The 15,104-nt window shown below is 43.9% G+C and carries 11 protein-coding genes, 1 tRNA gene and 2 rRNA genes; 5 read left to right on the top strand and 9 right to left on the bottom strand.

Annotated features, from left to right (window positions below):
- Positions 1-58: 58 nt before the first annotated feature.
- On the bottom strand, positions 59-2,275 hold the full coding sequence (locus tag ACED59_RS08500; RefSeq protein ID WP_371704881.1) for an ABC transporter permease subunit: 2,217 nt from the start codon (positions 2,273-2,275) through the stop codon (positions 59-61).
- A gap of 200 nt (positions 2,276-2,475) precedes the next feature.
- On the opposite strand from ACED59_RS08500, the gene ppk1 reads away from it, so the two are divergent.
- On the top strand, positions 2,476-4,572 hold the full coding sequence (gene ppk1, locus ACED59_RS08495; protein WP_371704880.1) for a polyphosphate kinase 1: 2,097 nt from the start codon (positions 2,476-2,478) through the stop codon (positions 4,570-4,572).
- Positions 4,563-6,074 (top strand): exopolyphosphatase, encoded by a 1,512-nt coding sequence (gene ppx, locus ACED59_RS08490; protein WP_017098090.1) that lies wholly within the window; start codon positions 4,563-4,565, stop codon positions 6,072-6,074. Before ppk1 ends, ppx begins: the two co-directional genes overlap by 10 nt.
- A 78-nt stretch (positions 6,075-6,152) precedes the next feature.
- Here ppx and ACED59_RS08485 read toward each other — a convergent pair whose 3' ends face one another.
- The 3 genes from ACED59_RS08485 to phoB are packed head-to-tail and all read right to left on the bottom strand — an operon-like array spanning position 6,153 to position 9,148.
- Positions 6,153-7,109, bottom strand: a complete 957-nt coding sequence (locus ACED59_RS08485) for a PstS family phosphate ABC transporter substrate-binding protein (protein ID WP_029223961.1) — start codon at positions 7,107-7,109, stop codon at positions 6,153-6,155.
- 17 nt (positions 7,110-7,126) lie between these two features.
- Positions 7,127-8,425: a phosphate regulon sensor histidine kinase PhoR gene (phoR, locus tag ACED59_RS08480; protein WP_009848263.1), complete on the bottom strand. Its 1,299-nt coding sequence runs from the start codon at positions 8,423-8,425 to the stop codon at positions 7,127-7,129.
- A 33-nt stretch (positions 8,426-8,458) separates the two neighbouring features.
- Positions 8,459-9,148 (bottom strand): phosphate regulon transcriptional regulator PhoB, encoded by a 690-nt coding sequence (gene phoB, locus ACED59_RS08475; protein WP_004735064.1) that lies wholly within the window; start codon positions 9,146-9,148, stop codon positions 8,459-8,461.
- Positions 9,149-9,341: 193 nt separating this feature from the next.
- Here phoB and rdgC point away from each other — a divergent pair, with 193 nt between their 5' ends.
- The 3 genes from rdgC to ACED59_RS08460 all read left to right on the top strand — a co-directional run bounded on the left by rdgC (position 9,342) and on the right by ACED59_RS08460 (position 12,155).
- The gene (gene rdgC, locus ACED59_RS08470; protein ID WP_004735063.1) at positions 9,342-10,256 is read left to right on the top strand and encodes a recombination-associated protein RdgC; all 915 of its coding nucleotides are present in this window, start codon (positions 9,342-9,344) and stop codon (positions 10,254-10,256) included.
- Between the two features lie 205 nt (positions 10,257-10,461).
- Positions 10,462-11,880, top strand: a complete 1,419-nt coding sequence (gene yegQ, locus ACED59_RS08465; protein ID WP_017098091.1) for a tRNA 5-hydroxyuridine modification protein YegQ — start codon at positions 10,462-10,464, stop codon at positions 11,878-11,880.
- A 20-nt stretch (positions 11,881-11,900) separates the two neighbouring features.
- On the top strand, positions 11,901-12,155 hold the full coding sequence (locus ACED59_RS08460; RefSeq protein ID WP_004735061.1) for a YfhL family 4Fe-4S dicluster ferredoxin: 255 nt from the start codon (positions 11,901-11,903) through the stop codon (positions 12,153-12,155).
- Positions 12,156-12,197: 42 nt separating this feature from the next.
- Here ACED59_RS08460 and ACED59_RS08455 read toward each other — a convergent pair whose 3' ends face one another.
- The 5 genes from ACED59_RS08455 to ACED59_RS08435 all read right to left on the bottom strand — a co-directional run.
- Positions 12,198-12,506, bottom strand: a complete 309-nt coding sequence (locus ACED59_RS08455) for a hypothetical protein (protein ID WP_009848260.1) — start codon at positions 12,504-12,506, stop codon at positions 12,198-12,200.
- Between the two features lie 278 nt (positions 12,507-12,784).
- Positions 12,785-13,624 (bottom strand): penicillin-insensitive murein endopeptidase, encoded by an 840-nt coding sequence (gene mepA / locus ACED59_RS08450; protein WP_017098092.1) that lies wholly within the window; start codon positions 13,622-13,624, stop codon positions 12,785-12,787.
- A gap of 347 nt (positions 13,625-13,971) precedes the next feature.
- Positions 13,972-14,048, bottom strand: a tRNA-Asp gene (locus tag ACED59_RS08445).
- A 43-nt stretch (positions 14,049-14,091) separates the two neighbouring features.
- A 5S ribosomal RNA gene (gene rrf, locus ACED59_RS08440) occupies positions 14,092-14,207 on the bottom strand.
- Between the two features lie 147 nt (positions 14,208-14,354).
- A 23S ribosomal RNA gene (locus ACED59_RS08435) occupies positions 14,355-15,104 on the bottom strand; the annotation flags it as partial.

Raw genomic sequence — 15,104 nt, 5'->3', positions numbered from 1 at the left:
AGATACGCTAATCAAACAGCGAACAGCCATTGATAGAGATTGAGGTAGAGTTTTAAAACTACAGCGCACGATATTTATCTCTCAGTCTTTGTCTAACCCACTCTGCGACAGAGTTCACCGCGAACGTAAAAATAAACAGTAAGAGTGCTGCTAAGAACAACAATCGGAAGTGAGAACCACCCACCTCGGACTCTGGTAACTCGACAGCAATTGTTGCCGATAATGTCCTCATCCCTTCCAAAATATTCCAGTCAAGAATTGGGGTGTTACCTGTCGCCATCAAGACAATCATAGTCTCGCCAACCGCTCGTCCTAACCCCATCATGATTGCAGAAAAGATACCTGGGCTAGCCGTCAATAACACCACATAAATAAGGGTCTGCCACGCTGTTGCGCCCAGCGCCAGTGAGCCATCGGATAAATGTTTTGGCACAGAGAAAATAGCGTCTTCTGCAATCGTGAAAATTGTCGGGATGACAGCAAAGCCCATAGCGAAGCCAACCACCAGCGCATTACGTTGGTCAAAGTCGATGCCATAGTTAGCCAAGAAGGTACGAATATCACCACCAAACAACAAGGCTTCCATACCATTTTCACCAGCAAAGACTGCCATCACAGTAATCACCAATACCGGGATCAATATCAGAGCATGCCAACCATTAGTAAAACGGCTCGTCACCATTTTTGGCAAACAGAACCAAACAAGCCCAGTCAGTAGCGTGCTCAGTGGTAATAGCACCATTAACGAGAAGACGGCCGTTAAATGCGTTTCAACAATGGGAGCAAACCAAAGCCCAGCCAAGAATCCGATGATAACGGTCGGAAGAGCTTCCATCAGTTCTATCGACGGCTTCACGACTCTTCGCATTCGTGGAGACATGAAGTATGCGGTGTAAATGGCTCCGAGCACAGCAACCGGCACGGCAAACATCATCGCAAACAAAGCGGCTTTGATAGTACCGAATGTGATAGGGACTAAACTGAATTTTTCTTCAAAGTCATCGTTCGCCGACGTTGATTGCCAAACGTATTGTGGCTCAGGATAGCTTTCGTACCAGACTTTTTGCCAAAGCGATGAGAATGATATTTGCGGATATTCGTTATCAACTTTAGCCACGCTGATGGTGCCATCAATCAGCGTCGCCAAATGCAGTTCGTTAGCAGACATAGCCGCTAATTGTGGTGACTTATCAAATGCGCGCTCAAACAGCGACAGCTTTTCACTGGTCGTATAGTGGCTTTGTAATGTGCCATTCTGATAGAAACTATAAAAACCCTTTCTATAAGTATCTGGCAGAATAAACTGAACCTCTTCGGCGAGTTGGAAGTCGCGAATATGGGTCAGGCTACGCTTTTCATCTTTGAGTACATCGAACCACTGAGAAACCTGTCCGTCCTCATGCGTAACCAACAGTGAATAAGCTCCAGACAGTAAATCGATACTTTTCACCGAGTGCTTCGCATCATTTAAGCTAAGATCAATCACTTCACGAACATTGAAGCCGCTATCGGATAGCTTCAATACCACTAAATCAGATTGTGCTCGAAGATATAAGGTTTGGCCATCAGGCGTGACTAACAGCTGTTGCTGTAAACCCAACTTATCCGAAAGCCATTGGCTCTTCTGAAAAACATACTGACCAGTAAGATCACTCTGGTACCACTTAACCAAAACTCGTTGATCGCTTAGCTGAGCGGCAACCGTGATACCACGTCCATTCTTAGAGAACGCAAATTTTTCGATTGTTGTTCCGTTTGATGATTCATCATTTAAAAACGGTTCCGGGAGATCGATTTGCTCAATTTTAGGTTCGGCTTCACTGCCCTTTTGCAGCACAGGCGCACTATACTCAGGGTAGAAAAAAGTAAGGTTACTTGCGCTATCAGCAAAGGCAAACCAGTTTTCAGATGGGGTATTTCGAGAAAAAGCGATGGGGTTAGCTAAAACATTACGCTCAAAGTAAGAATGTGTATTTTGAGACTCTAAATCCCAAAACTGCACCAAACCGGATTTTTCGATAGTAAACGCATGCTGACCGTATTCATCCACGGATAAGGCGATAGGCTTTTCTATGGCTACGGTCTTCACGGCTTGGTCTGTCTCTAAACCAGTATCAGAAAATACCGGTAAAATGACCATCGCCAAGTAAACAAAGATCAGCACCAGAGCAGCTAGAACACTGACCGCGCCACATGTCACCGAAAAACGGACGAGACGATCTTTCAACCATCTTTTTTTGTCGCGCTCTTTCAATGAAAATTGGGCTGAAGCCATCTGTTTATCTACCTTTTTTTAGCTACTGACATAATATGTACGTTAGATGACAATTATATTACAAGTTACGTTAAACAACTGAAACTAATAACAAGTTTGTTGACCATATTTCTTAAAGTAAGATCATAGATTTTGTGAATCTTGTCATTCTAAATTAAAGTAACCAGCTCTATAGCCAGTACTCAAGGATTATCATCTCGATGGAAAAAGACTATGTCACAAAAGAACTTAGCTGGTTATCCTTCAACGAAAGAGTGCTCCAAGAAGCAGCCGACAAATCAGTACCCTTAATCGAAAGAGTTCGTTTTTTAGGTATTTACTCGAAAAACCTCGATGAGTTTTACAAAGTCCGATTTGCTGATGTGAAACGAAAGATCTTACTTCAAGATCCTCAATTACCTGCCAACTCGCAGAAAACCCTGCTAACTCAAATGCAGAGCCAAGCAAGTAAGCTCGACGCTCAATTCCATGAGCTGTATAGCGACTTACTATTGGAACTGGCACGCAATCGTATTTTTCTGGTCAACGAACAACAAATCAGCGAAGAACAGAGTGAGTGGATCAAAAAGTATTTTAAGAAAAAAGTGCTGCCACATTTAACTCCGTTTCTCTTGAACGAAGATAGCCAGTTGCTCAATATTATCAAAGACGAGCAAAGTTACTTAGCCATCGACATTGAGCGAGAGACATCTTCTCAATATGTCTTACTCGAAATCCCATCAGAAGCCCTCCCTCGGTTTGTTAAGTTACCAGACACTTCTGGTTCACAGCGTACAACTTTGATCTTGTTAGATAATATAGTTCGATTTTGTTTAGATGACTTGCTTAAAGGATTCTTTGAGTATGACTCATTACGTTGTTTTGCGATAAAAATGACGCGTGATGCCGATTATGATCTTCAAGAGAACAATGAAAGTAACCTATTAAAATCGATGTCTTTAGGTTTAGAACAGCGCTTAACGGCACTACCGATACGCCTTATCTATGAGTCAGAAATGCCAGCTGAAATGCTCAATTTCTTGCAAGTCAGACTTAAGCTGTCTGACTATGACAGTGTCATTGCGGGTGGTCGCTATCATAACTTCAAGCATTTCTGCGAATTTCCAAGCCTTAATAGGCGTGATTTAGTTAATCGCCCACTTCCCGCGATTAAGTGTGCGCATTTCAGCCACTACCCAAACTATTTCGAAGCGATCAAAGCTCGTGACATCTTGTTGCATTACCCTTATCACACCTTTAATCACATCACTGAACTCGTGAGGCAAGCCTCCTTTGACCCGAAGGTAACCTCCATAAAAATAAACGTTTACCGTGTTGCAGAAGGCTCAAAGCTCCTTAGCTCGATCATCGATGCTGCACACAATGGTAAGAAAGTAACTGTCGTCGTTGAGCTACAAGCCCGCTTTGATGAACAAGTCAATATTCAGTGGACCAAGAAACTTCAAGAAGCCGGTATAAAAGTCATCCATGGCATCCCAAGTTTGAAAATTCACTCTAAGCTTCTGCTCATTAAACGGAAAGAAGGCAAGCATACGGCGCATTACGCTCATATTGGCACCGGTAACTTTCATGAAGTAACAGCGCGCGTGTATACCGATTTTTCTCTGCTCACTGCGAATGAAGATTTGACCCAAGAGGTGAGACAAGTCTTTAAGTATATTGAAAACCCTTATCAAAAATCACAGTTCAAACAACTGATTGTGTCACCAAAGAATACAAGAAAACGCCTGTATCAGTTGATAGATAATGAAATACAAAACGCGATAGAGAGCAAGCCTGCAAGCATCACTCTAAAACTCAACAATTTGGTCGACCGAGAGATCATTGAGAAGCTCTATCAGGCCAGCCAAGCCAATGTAAAAGTGAGAATGGTCATTCGTGGTATGTGCTCTCTCGTACCGGGAGTCTCCAACATCAGTGAGCAGATTGAGATTGTTAGTGTGGTCGATCGTTTTCTCGAACACCCAAGAGTGATGATCTTTGGTAACGCTGGTAATCCAAAAGTCTATATCTCCTCTGCCGACTGGATGACACGAAACTTCGATCACCGCATCGAAGTCGCCACTCCAATTTTAGATCCAAAGATCAAGCAAACCATTATCGATATCACCGAGTTTCATTTCGATGACAGCAACAAAGCTCGAGTGCTAGACCAATCGATGAGCAATCCTTACATACAAGCTCCAACAAACCCACTCGATTACCCGACGTCACAACTCTCCACTTACCACTATATTAAACGTATGGAAAAACTTGCTCGCAAGAAGTACAAACAAGAGAAGAAATCATGCCGCTAATTGATAACAAACATTCTCGATGTATTGCCGCTATCGACTTGGGTTCGAACAGTTTTCATATGGTGGTTGCCCGAGTATTCGAACAACACCTGCAATTAGTCAGCAGACACAAACAGAAAGTGAGATTAGGTGATGGGTTGGATGAGTTTAACTTCTTATCCGAAAGTGTTATCGAGCGAGGCTTGGAGTGCCTCAAAGTGTTCGCAGAACGACTAGCGGATTTTGAACTTGATGATGTAAGAGTTGTTGCGACTCATACCCTAAGAAAAGCCAAAAACGCTCAAGACTTCTTAGAGCAAGCCAAACCACTGTTTCCTTTTCCAATAGAGATCATTTCAGGTCAAGAAGAAGCTCGAATAATCTATAACGGTGTAGAACACACTCAAACCGCTTCTGAATCTAAATTGGTTATTGATATCGGTGGAGGGAGTACGGAACTCGTCGCAGGGAAAGGCTTTACGCCCCTAATTATGCGCAGTTTACCTATGGGATGCGTCAGCTTCACTCAACACTTCTTTGCTGACGGAGAGCTAACCTCACAACACTTCTCAGATGCTTATACCGCGGCTACTCGTCTATTGATGCCATTGATTGAAGAATATACAAAGGCGCCTTGGGAAATCGCCTTTGGCTCATCAGGAACGACTAAGTCAATAAAAGAGGTACTCATTGGTTTAGGCTTTACCGATGGTCTCATTACGCCGCAACGTCTGTCCTATTTGAAAAATCACTTATGTGAGTTTTCATCATCCAAAACCTTAGACCTTTCAGGTTTAAGTGATGAGAGAAAGCCGGTGTTTGCTGCTGGCGTCATCATTCTTTCAGCAGCCATGGATACGCTAGACATAAAGGAGTTACATTTTTCTGATGGCGCCCTGAGAGAAGGCGTTCTTTATGACATGGAGGATAGGTTTAAAGATATTGATGTTCGAACAAGAACTGCCGAAACGCTGGTCTCTCGATACCATGTTGACGTAGCTCATGGCCAGAGAGTCAAAGAACTCGCCCTTGCATTACTGAAACAAGTGCAGCCTCAAGTAACGACTATGGTCACTAATGAGCTGTATGATCTAGTTGGTTGGGCTGCACTACTTCATGAGGTAGGGCAAAGCATCGCATTCCAAGGCTATCACCGCCATTCGGCTTATCTGCTTAAGCACACGACAATGCCCGGTTTCAATACTGAGCAACAACGTCTTATCTCGACATTGGTTCGCCACCAAAGAAAAGCGATTAAGCGACAAGACTTGCCGGAACTGTCTCTATTTTCTCCACAACAAATAACGCTACTAATTCGCATATTAAGACTCGCTATCTTACTCAATCGTCAGAGAAATCAAGCACTAGTCCCAGACACGACTCTAACGATTGAACAACAGGATAACTGGGGATTGAAAGGATCTAACAGCTATTGGTTGGCCCAAAACCAACTGCTTGAATATGAACTCAAAGAAGAACAACAACGTTGGCAAAATGCTGGATGGTCGTTAAAGGTAGAATAACGACCAGTCAAAATAAAAACAGCCTGCGACTTAGCAAGCTGTTCATACGTTCGTTTTCTAAGTTTGTATTAGCCTCAATCAGAGCCCGACTTTTGCCAACTCTTGCTCCGCGAACTCAGGCGGTATCGCTAAATAGCCATCTTTCTCTACCAGTTCTTGCCCTTGCTTCGAGAATACAAAAGTGAGGAACTCTCTCTCTACAGGAGAAAGCGGTTTATCTGGGTGTTTATTCACATACACATAGAGAAAGCGCGATAGAGGGTAATCTCCGCTTAAAATATTCGCTCGAGTAGGCTCTACGTAATCAGAACCATGCTCCGCAATAGGAATTAACTTTACACCAGCCACTCGATAACCAATACCTGAGTACCCTATCCCGCTGATTGATGAAGCGACCGACTGTACAACCGACGCTGAGCCTGGCTGTTCATTGACTCGGTTCTTGAAGTCGCCACTGCATAATGCGTTTTGTTTGAAGTAGCCGTAGGTTCCCGAAACGGAATTACGACCGAACAGTTGGAATCTATGTTTTGCCCACGGCTGGCTGATACCTAAATCTTGCCAATTGTTTAGCGGCTTAGTCGCGCCACAGCGCAATGTCTCCGAAAATATGCTGTCAATTTCGCGAAAATTAAGCCCCTCGATAGGATTATCACGATGCACAAAAAGACCAATCGCATCGATAGCAACTCGAAGCGCCGTCGGCTTATAGCCATGCTCCCTTTCGAACGCTTCCACTTCTCGTAGGCGCATTGGACGACTCATAGGCCCAAGGTGAGCAGTACCTTCCGTTAATGCAGGAGGTGCAGTGGATGAACCAGAAGCCTGAACTTGAGCATTCACGTTCGGGTAGTAAGACTTAAACTCTTCAACCCATAACGTTGTCATTCCCGCTAAGGTATCGGAACCGACAGACAACAAGCTGCCAGAAATACCCGGAACCTTAGAATAATCAGGAAGAGAATCGACACTTTGCTCGGCATGAACAGGGGTAACCAAAGCTAATGCTAATAATGAACTGATGGGGAAACGCATCCGGCGTATTAAGGAACTCATGACACTGTCAATCGGCTAGGTAGCGTGAAATGGAATCGGCTACCAACACCCACTTCACTTTGAATTTCTAAATGTGAATCATGGTGACTAAGCGCATGTTTCACAATCGCTAACCCTAGGCCACTGCCCCCAGTATCGCGTGAGCGTGCTTTATCAACACGATAGAAACGCTCTGTAAGTCGATGCAAGTGTTGTGGTTCGATACCGTCTCCGGTGTCTGACACATCCAAACACGCACCTTGACTGGTTTGATACCAACGAACCTTTACGGTCGCACCAGGCGGCGTGTATTTCACTGCATTGTAAACCAGATTCGATATCGCACTTCTCAGCTGATCTTCATCCGCTAATACGCGTAAACTCTTATCGATATCAAATTTCAGCTTGTGTTCTCGCTCTCCACTGAGACTAGCGGCTTCTTTTTCAAGAACTTCCAACATCGCCGGAACATTCACCACTTCATCCAATTCATGCATTGGCGCCGCTTCTATCTTAGAAAGAGTAAGAAGCTGATTGACCAAACTGTTCATACGATTTAACTGCTCAGTCATCACACCATGAGCCTTAGGCCACATAGGTCCAACGACCATGTCTGGATCTTCCGTCATTTCAAGATAGCCCTGAAGTACGGTCATTGGAGTGCGTAGCTCGTGAGAAACGTTAGCGAAAAAGTTACGACGCATGCCTTCTAGCTGTTTTAGCTGAGTAACATCACGTACTACCATGAGGTGTTCGCCCTCGGTATACGGTACTATACGAAGCTCAAGCATGCGCTCCACATTAAGTGGCGAAGGCATCTCTAACGGCTCTGAGAAATCTTGTTTATTAAGGTACTTGATGAAGTCCGGCGTGCGGATCAAGTTAGAGATCGGTTGACCTGAATCGTCTGGCCAGCGAAAACCCAGTAAATACTGAGCAAGCTTGTTGCACCAAACAATATTGCCTTCACCGCGAAACACCACAACGGCATCGGGAAGGGATTCAGCACCGTTTCTGAAACGGCGGATAAGGTTGGTCAATTCTTTGCGCTTACGACGCTGTCTCTGCTGCATACGATAGATACCGTTAAACAGAGACTCCCAGTTTCCAGAACCTGAAGGGGGTGTTAACCGCTTTTCATCCCACAACCAAGCAGACAAACGCATTTGATAGTGTAGATGCCATGCTAACTGTAATACTGTTGCAGCCAGCAATAACCAAGGTAAATAACCGAATATCCATCCGACTATAATCCAAGGTGCGTAAAAAAAAGCCAGCTCCCAAGCTAGCTTTTTCCAGGTTAACTTCTCAACCATTCAGGACTCCATAAACTGGGCAGTGAAGCCACATTAAGCCTTTGTAGAAAAACGGTAGCCTGCACCGCGAACCGTTTGAATTAATTTGTCATGACCAGCAGATTCAAGTGCTTTGCGTAAACGTCGAATATGAACATCAACCGTACGATCTTCAACGTAAACGTTAGTACCCCAAACGTTATTTAGCAGTTGCTCTCGGCTGTATACTCGCTCTTGGTGAGTCATAAAGAAATGCAGCATTTTGAACTCGGTTGGACCCATATCAACTGGACCTTCACTTGCGGTAACGCGGTGAGATACAGGGTCTAGCTTAAGGCCTTGTACATCAATCACATCTTCTAGTGCAGTAGGCGTTACACGGCGGATAACCGCTTTCAGGCGAGCTACGAGCTCTTTTGGTGAAAATGGCTTGGTGATGTAATCATCAGCGCCCACTTCTAAACCACGCACCTTATCTTCTTCTTCGCCACGAGCCGTCAGCATCACCACTGGGATGTTGCGAGTTAACTCTTCACGCTTCATGTGCTTGATAAAGTTTATCCCGCTACCACCAGGTAGCATCCAATCTAGTAATACTAGATCTGGGAAAGGTTCACATAGCTTGTTTACCGCTGTATCGTAATCTTCAGCCTCTACTGCTTGGTAGCCTTTTTGCTCAAGTACAAAACACAACATCTCACGAATAGGTGCTTCATCTTCAACGACCAGAATCCTTCTCGACATAATTGAATAGCCTTAGTATTTAATCAACGCATTGCATTATCTGGTTTAATTATGACACTTTTGTGACCTTTGAAAACAAATTTTCATATAACTGTCTCAAACATTTCACTTTTAATTTTTATTGCAGGTATAAGACAAATGGATCGAAATCTCCTATGATGAGCGTCTTCAGATAAAGGTATGAGAAATATTTATGTGGTTTAAGAATTGCCTCGTCTATCGCTTTAATCGTGATATAGACTTCAACGCAGATCAGCTAGAGAAACAACTTGAAGAGTTCCGTTTTACCCCTTGTGGCAGCCAAGACAAACAGAAGTTTGGTTGGGTAAACGCGATGGGTAGACACGGCGATATGATGACGCACGTATCAGAAAACCGCATTCTCATCTGTGCAAAGAAAGAAGAGAAAATGCTTCCAGCTTCAGTGATCAAAGATTCATTGAATGCAAAAGTAGAAACGCTTGAGGCAGAGTCTGGTACTCCTTTGAAAAAGAAAGAGAAAGACAGCCTAAAAGAAGACATCATCATCGATCTTCTTCCTCGTGCTTTCAGCCGCAGTAACTTTACTTACGCGCTGATCATGCCGAAAGAAGGCTTTATTGTGGTTGATGCTAGCAGCTACAAAAAAGCTGAAGACGTATTGGCATTACTACGTAAAACTATGGGTAGCCTGCCTGTAGTGCCGGCTATTCCAGAACAAGCGATTGAAACAACGTTAACTGAATGGGTGAAATCAGGTGATACGCCTCAAGGTATCACTATGCTCGATGAAGCAGAGCTTAAATCAATCCAAGAAGACGGTGGTATTGTTCGAGTTAAGAAACAAGAACTAGAAGCTGATGAGATTAAGAACCACATTGAAGCCAACAAAGTTGTGACTAAGCTTCTGATCAACTGGCAAGATCGCATTGAGTTCATTCTTGCTGAAGATGGCAGCATCAAGCGCCTGAAATTCAGTGATGAATTAAAAGATGAGAACGACGATATTCCTCGTGAAGATCAAGCTGCACGTTTTGATGCAGACTTCTCTCTACTTTGTGGTGAGTTCAGTGTTTTCCTACCAAACCTATTTGAATCATTAGGCGGGTTAACTCAACCTAACGCTTAATTGTTCCGATTTAGAGCTCAGGTGTCGACGATATCTGAGCTTGTTTTCTTCTCCACCCCGCCTATCAACACCTAACAACACTCTTCGCAATACCATTGTTATCTTTAGGGCTATCAACCAAACTCATTTTAGCGTAAAATTTGCGCCCCTTTGATATCACTTGGTGGTATCAACCTGACTTGAGATCAGATTAGAGAACGAAGCAATGACGACACAAAAACCATTTGTACCTGAACTATTATCACCGGCAGGAAGCCTTAAAAACATGCGTTACGCATTCGCCTATGGCGCAGATGCAGTATACGCAGGCCAGCCACGTTACAGCCTTCGTGTTCGTAACAACGAGTTCAATCACGAAAACCTACAAATCGGTATCGATGAAGCTCATGCTCAAGGCAAAAAGTTATATGTTGTATGTAACATTCAGCCACACAACTCTAAATTAAAAACATTTATCCGCGACCTTAAGCCAGTTGTTGAGATGGGCCCAGACGCACTTATCATGTCAGATCCAGGTCTTATCATGATGGTACGTGAATCATTCCCTGAAATGCCGATCCACCTTTCAGTTCAAGCAAACGCAGTAAACTGGGCGACCGTTAAGTTCTGGTCAACTCAAGGCGTTGAGCGTGTGATCCTATCTCGTGAGCTATCTCTTGAAGAAATCGAAGAGATTCGCGAACACTGCCCAGAAACAGAGCTAGAAATCTTTGTTCACGGTGCTCTATGCATGGCTTACTCTGGTCGTTGCCTACTTTCTGGCTACATGAACAAACGCGATCCAAACCAAGGTACTTGTACTAACGCTTGTCGTTGGGAATACAAGACCGAAGCTGCGAAAGAAGACGAAAATGGTCAGATCGTTGAAGCAAACCCAACAGGTGTTGCTATTCAAGAAGTAGAAACTCAAGGTATTGAAGTTCAAGACGAACGCCCAGACAACACTCTAGGCCTTGGCAAGCCAACAGACGAAGTCGTGTTGCTTTCTGAGTCACACAAGCCAGAAGAGAAAATGGCAGCGTTTGAAGATGAGCATGGTACTTACATCATGAACTCAAAAGATCTTCGCGCAATCCAACACGTTGAGCGTTTAACTAAGATGGGCGTTCACTCTCTGAAAATCGAAGGTCGTACTAAGTCTTTCTACTACTGTGCACGTACAGCACAGGTTTACCGTAAAGCTATCGACGATGCTGTTGCAGGTAAGCCATTTGATGAGAGTCTAATGGGTACGCTAGAGAGCCTAGCTCACCGAGGTTACACTGAAGGCTTCCTACGTCGTCACACTCACGATTCATACCAAAACTACGAATACGGTTATTCTATCTCTGATACTCAACAGTTTGTTGGTGAATTCACAGGTAAACGCCGTGGCGACCTAGCTGAAGTAGAAGTGAAAAACAAATTCCTAGTTGGTGACAGCCTAGAAATGATGACACCGAAAGGTAACATTGTTTTCAAACTAGAAGTTATGGAAAACCGTAAATCTGAAGCGGTAGACGACGCAAAAGGTAACGGTCACTTCGTATTTATTCCTGTACCTGCTGATCTTGATCTAGAATTTGGTTTGTTAATGCGTAACTTGAGCGCAGGCCAAGATACACGTAACGCTTCAGGTAAATAACGGTTACTTTGGAAAGATAAATGGCTCTACTAATAACTGACAAGTGCATAAACTGCGATATGTGTGACCCAGAATGCCCAAATGGCGCAATCACGATGGGTGACAGTATCTTCGAAATCGATCCTGATTTATGTACTGAGTGTAAAGGTCACTATGAGAAGCCAACATGTCAGTCAGTGTGTCCCATTACAAAATGCATAATCACTGACCCAAACCATATTGAAACTGACGACGAATTATTAGAAAAGTTTGTCATTATTCAAGGCTTGACCTAAAAGGTAAAAGGTTCAACTTAATCATCAAGTTGAACCTTTTTTTTAACCCGATTTTTCAATGGGATATATGTTGCAGAACATCTCTTTCTCAAATTGATATTCGAGTCGTTCACGCCAGTTTATTGATTGAGCTATCGGAACAAGATAGAAGTTTTCTCTACTGGTATCAGTCACAAATGCCATTCCATACTGCATTAATTCATAGTGAACATCATTTACGAAGCTAGGGTCTAAACGTTGTCTGCCTGTTAGCTGATTGATATCAGCTCTTGAAATAGAAATACCCGAGCTTTCAGCGTTGAACCTATGTCTTAACCATTCGGAAAATTCCTTTGCACAAATCATAGTCATAGTCTTATCCTTGAATTATCTATCGACGGGCATCAGACTCTGATTTCGCATACTGCGTATAAGCCGCATCTTTCACCCCAAAAAACACTCAATCCCTGACCAAACCTTGTCAAATTCGTCATCGTCGCCTTTGCTGATATCGTTATTGGTTTTATTGATATCAAACGATGTTCTTAATCTCGTGTTTATAAACTCTAGACAAAAGTGTGATATTTCTCCAGTTTTAGAGTCGAGAAAACCAGTGGCATTACCACTGCAAAAATTCTCGATGAACAGGATTACTTATTTGATATCAAGGCCAAACATTGACTTGGCATCACTTTAACTCTCTTTTTTTTCTTACTTTTAGCGACTTTTTTAGGTGGAGGAACGGGAATGGTCTTTGGAGCCCAACTTGCAAGTTCATCTCCACAACCATCACCTTTAGGAGGGCTTGCTTGAGCTATACAGTTTGAGCTGCCTTTAGGGCATTTTAAACGAACATGAAAATGAGAATGATGTCCCCACCAAGGCCTAATTTTACCTAACCAAGCTCTCCCATTGGCATCAGAGTTTTCTTGTTCACAAAGGGTGTGCTTAATAACTGGGTGAACAAAAATACGCACCACTTTTTCATCTTTGGCTGCATAGCGAATCACTTGAAAATGATCATCGGTCCAATTCGATTCACGCAATTTGTAGTTAGTGAGATCGACAACGCTCAATGGCTTAGGTACGGCAAGTTCATTCTCTGAAAGTTTTTTATCAGTGAGCCTTAACCATATATCAATATCCAAACCAGTCTGGTGACTTGAATGACCCGAAGAAAAACGCCCTCCACGAGGCAGAGAAATATCACCCACCAATAGATTTGTGTTGAGTTGTTTGCTTGTAGTTAAACCTAGCCTTTCAATAAACTGAATTGACTCTGTGTGGCCATAATAGCGCTCTCTCTGAGGGCGGATCACCTGATAACCTTGCCCATTAATTGGCAAAGCTTGCGCCCCGTCAAGACAACCATTAGCGTAACTACCTATGGATGAGGTTGAATTTCTTGTTGGGCTTTTCTCTTTTTCCCACGAGGTTGCAGATACAACAAACGAACAAAAGATAAGAGCCAATGTACAAAATAACCTCATAACAATTCCAAATAAACGATCACTGTTTTTATACTAGTCGTCATTAGGGAATTGGTGTATGTCGAGAGTGATATTTTTGGGATAGCTTGAGAGTTATCTACTGACTTTAGATATTTAAGTGAAAAAGCTTCACTATTCCTAGCGAATCTTCTCAATCTGTAGCGATATTATCGTAGTCGAAGACAAAAACTCACAGCCCTGAAACGACGAAAGCCTAGTCATAAGACTAGGCTTTCTAATAAATGGCGGAACGGCTGGGGTTGCAGGCACCGGGACTCGTTGGTCGCAGACCAAAACACTAGACACGAAAAAGCCCTAACATTTCTGTTAGGGCTTTGTCTTATAAGTGGCGGAGTGGACGGGACTCGAACCCGCGACCCCCGGCGTGACAGGCCGGTATTCTAACCAACTGAACTACCACTCCGCAGTGGAATACTTGTCGTCGCTGACAAGTGTTCAAATTTAAAGCCTGGCGATGTCCTACTCTCACATGGGGAAGCCCCACACTACCATCGGCGCTATTGTGTTTCACTTCTGAGTTCGGCATGGAATCAGGTGGGTCCACAATGCTATGGTCGCCAAGCAAATTTTGCTTTTACTTTCAGTTTTAAAAACTGAAGGCAAAATAATCTGGAAAACTGCTTCTCTATTTAATAGAGCTATAAAAGTTTCTCTTCAAACGCATTCAAGGTCTGGTATATCTGAGTCCACAAAACCCCTTGGGTGTTGTATGGTTAAGCCTCACGGGCAATTAGTACAGGTTAGCTCAATGCCTCGCAGCACTTACACACCCTGCCTATCAACGTCGTAGTCTACGACAACCCTTTAGGACACTTATAGTGCCAGGGAAAACTCATCTCAAGGCTCGCTTCCCGCTTAGATGCTTTCAGCGGTTATCGATTCCGAACTTAGCTACCGGGCAATGCCATTGGCATGACAACCCGAACACCAGAGGTTCGTCCACTCCGGTCCTCTCGTACTAGGAGCAGCCCCTTTCAATTTTCCAACGCCCACGGCAGATAGGGACCGAACTGTCTCACGACGTTCTAAACCCAGCTCGCGTACCACTTTAAATGGCGAACAGCCATACCCTTGGGACCGACTTCAGCCCCAGGATGTGATGAGCCGACATCGAGGTGCCAAACACCGCCGTCGATATGAACTCTTGGGCGGTATCAGCCTGTTATCCCCGGAGTACCTTTTATCCGTTGAGCGATGGCCCTTCCATTCAGAACCACCGGATCACTATGACCTGCTTTCGCACCTGCTCGAATTGTCATTCTCGCAGTCAAGCGGGCTTATGCCATTGCACTAACCACACGATGTCCAACCGTGTTTAGCCCACCTTCGTGCTCCTCCGTTACTCTTTGGGAGGAGACCGCCCCAGTCAAACTACCCACCAGGCACTGTCCGTAATCCCGATTCAGGGACCAACGTTAGAACATCAAAACTACAAGGGTGGTATTTCAAGGACGACTCC

Source organism: Vibrio sp. FF266, assembly GCF_041439695.1.
Lineage (GTDB): Bacteria > Pseudomonadota > Gammaproteobacteria > Enterobacterales > Vibrionaceae > Vibrio > Vibrio tasmaniensis_A.
Note: the sequence above shows the minus strand (reverse complement) of the source record. Positions and strands in the feature narration are given on the sequence as shown.

Bases quoted from the DNA above. Each gene is read 5' to 3' on its own strand.
- ACED59_RS08500 (WP_371704881.1), bottom strand. From the start codon at position 2,275: ATGGCTTCAGCCCAATTTTCATTGAAAGAGCGCGACAAAAAAAGATGG.
- ppk1 (WP_371704880.1), top strand. From the start codon at position 2,476: ATGGAAAAAGACTATGTCACAAAAGAACTTAGCTGGTTATCCTTCAAC.
- ppx (WP_017098090.1), top strand. From the start codon at position 4,563: ATGCCGCTAATTGATAACAAACATTCTCGATGTATTGCCGCTATCGAC.
- ACED59_RS08485 (WP_029223961.1), bottom strand. From the start codon at position 7,109: ATGCGTTTCCCCATCAGTTCATTATTAGCATTAGCTTTGGTTACCCCT.
- phoR (WP_009848263.1), bottom strand. From the start codon at position 8,425: ATGGTTGAGAAGTTAACCTGGAAAAAGCTAGCTTGGGAGCTGGCTTTT.
- phoB (WP_004735064.1), bottom strand. From the start codon at position 9,148: ATGTCGAGAAGGATTCTGGTCGTTGAAGATGAAGCACCTATTCGTGAG.
- rdgC (WP_004735063.1), top strand. From the start codon at position 9,342: ATGTGGTTTAAGAATTGCCTCGTCTATCGCTTTAATCGTGATATAGAC.
- yegQ (WP_017098091.1), top strand. From the start codon at position 10,462: ATGACGACACAAAAACCATTTGTACCTGAACTATTATCACCGGCAGGA.
- ACED59_RS08460 (WP_004735061.1), top strand. From the start codon at position 11,901: ATGGCTCTACTAATAACTGACAAGTGCATAAACTGCGATATGTGTGAC.
- ACED59_RS08455 (WP_009848260.1), bottom strand. From the start codon at position 12,506: ATGACTATGATTTGTGCAAAGGAATTTTCCGAATGGTTAAGACATAGG.
- mepA (WP_017098092.1), bottom strand. From the start codon at position 13,624: ATGAGGTTATTTTGTACATTGGCTCTTATCTTTTGTTCGTTTGTTGTA.